Annotated in this window: 1 protein-coding gene; it reads left to right on the top strand. The window is 35.7% G+C overall.

All coding sequences use genetic code 11. From position 1 onward, the window contains the following. Positions 1-1286: 1286 nt before the first annotated feature. Positions 1287-1634: a hypothetical protein gene (locus tag AB5217_RS24745; protein ID WP_032844149.1), complete on the top strand. Its 348-nt coding sequence runs from the start codon at positions 1287-1289 to the stop codon at positions 1632-1634. Positions 1635-2008: the final 374 nt, after the last annotated feature.

Here is a 2008-nt window from a genome sequence, read left to right on the forward strand (position 1 = left end):
GGGCAGGAATTAAACTACTGAGAGCGAAGATTATTTATTCACAATAGAAGAAGTACCACCAAATTTGACGAAGAACCTGTTTTTTCATATTCATTTCTCATGTTCTCATAAATGATATGATAATAGTTTGTAAATCAATGATATAATACTATGAGAAATGAACTGTGAAATGGCATTTCTCATAGTATTTCCATCATTTACCCCTAAAAAAGATGCATTTTTCATAGGTTTCAAATCATTTCTCATCTTATTCTCATACTCCTTCTTATTTGTTTTGCTCATTTCTCATACATGATGGCTGCAGCTTTTCCCGGACTCTCGCCGGACTTACGATTATTCCTTTCCCTATGTCGTTTATTAATCAACTTCCTATTGTTTACTGCTTTCCTGTGTATCATTCACCTTATATCTTACTGTTTTCCCTTACTCACTGCTATTTCTTCCTGCTACTATCTGTATCATTGCACTCGAGTGAACAGATCGTTCCACTCTAGTGGACGGTTCTTTCTACTCTAGTGCACAGGCCTGTCCACTGGAGTGGAACGATATAGATGCCGGTAGAAAAATATGCGGATACCTGCTCTATATACTTCCAATAAGCACTGATGATATATTGTAAATAGGTGCATGGTCTGGTATTCAACTTGGTCTTTAGCTTAGGATCTAGCTTGAGAATTTATAGGATAAATAGTCAAAATACTATGAGAAATACCTTGATAAGTTATGAGAAATAGGTTGTTTTATGTACAAAATGCGGGTCATACTATGAGAAATGCCGTTTTGTATTTTTATTCTCATTGTGTTATATTGTTGATTTACAGAAAATTATTGTGCATGTTATGGAATATGAGAAATGAAAATGAGAAATTGTTTCTAGTAGGATATTGGGTTTGTGTTTTTTATGCGATATAGACTGAATTAATTGATCTATCATGTTTTTCCTGTCAAAATTGTTTGTTTAATAGATATTTATTTCTACTTTTGTGATAACTTACTTTCGAGCGAAGGAAGTAGTTTTTTAATAATTTTATTGAGAACGGTTATTTGTTACATTCATATATAAAATCCGCTAAATTTTAACTTTCGTGAATGGAATGAATGACAGGTCTCACGCACTATTGTCTGTATAACCTTGTTATATATCCAATTGGGCGTGGGGCTATCATTCATGTTCACGAAAGGGGTCTTAGCGGATACCTATATATGGCATGAATAGATAGTTTCCACGCTCTCTTTTTTTATAACCCTCGCACCACCGGGAACTGATGCGGTAATAAACGCAACCTATGTACGGAGACTTTAATCGAATTGTTGTTCAGCTGACTCAGCATCCTGTTATGTACAAACCCCTCTCGGATTTAACCTATACGGAATGTGAACTAGCCTATGCTTTGATACGGGAGTTGATTGATTTGTCAATCGAATGGGATTATACTTTATTGGACTATATCCAAATGGCCCGGCTGGAATACTATCTGGGTAAACTGTCTTGTAAGATAAGCTGTAGTAGGGAGGAGACTGCCCTTCATTATGCGGGCGCCCTTCATCTGTTAGAAAAAGGCGGCTTTGATTTGGGCATAAAGAAGTGGGTTGAACTTGTCAGCCTGCGAATAGAGAACTCTAAAAAAGAATGACATTCTGATTTTATAGTTAGAATCTGATTAGTACCCACTCTGTATTTATCCGATCTATACCTATGGAATAGTCAACCGTTAGACCGCTTAGAAAAAGTATTCTGACGGTTGATTCTAAATCCTCTTGCTTTTTTCTAATATCTATTTTCTTGTAGTTTTCTTTTTCGTCTTTTTCTTTTCATTCTCTTTTCACGCCTTCACGCGCCCGCGTGTGATATAATAATGTGTATCCCTCTCGTCGTTTCCGCGCACAATTTCCCTATACATAAAAAATATGTTCTACAACATCGTTATGCGTCAGCACTTTAGCAAATGTATTCAAAAATAATTAGAAAAAATAGTTTGATATATTTGGAGTGTATACCAAAAGGGCG

The sequence above is a fragment of the Bacteroides sp. MSSM.1001136sp1_RTP21357st2_D2_RTP21359_211015 genome (assembly GCF_040913205.1).
GTDB lineage: Bacteria > Bacteroidota > Bacteroidia > Bacteroidales > Bacteroidaceae > Bacteroides > Bacteroides ovatus.

Excerpts from the sequence above, each read along its gene's own strand:
- AB5217_RS24745 (WP_032844149.1), top strand. The coding sequence starts at position 1,287 with ATGTACGGAGACTTTAATCGAATTGTTGTTCAGCTGACTCAGCATCCT.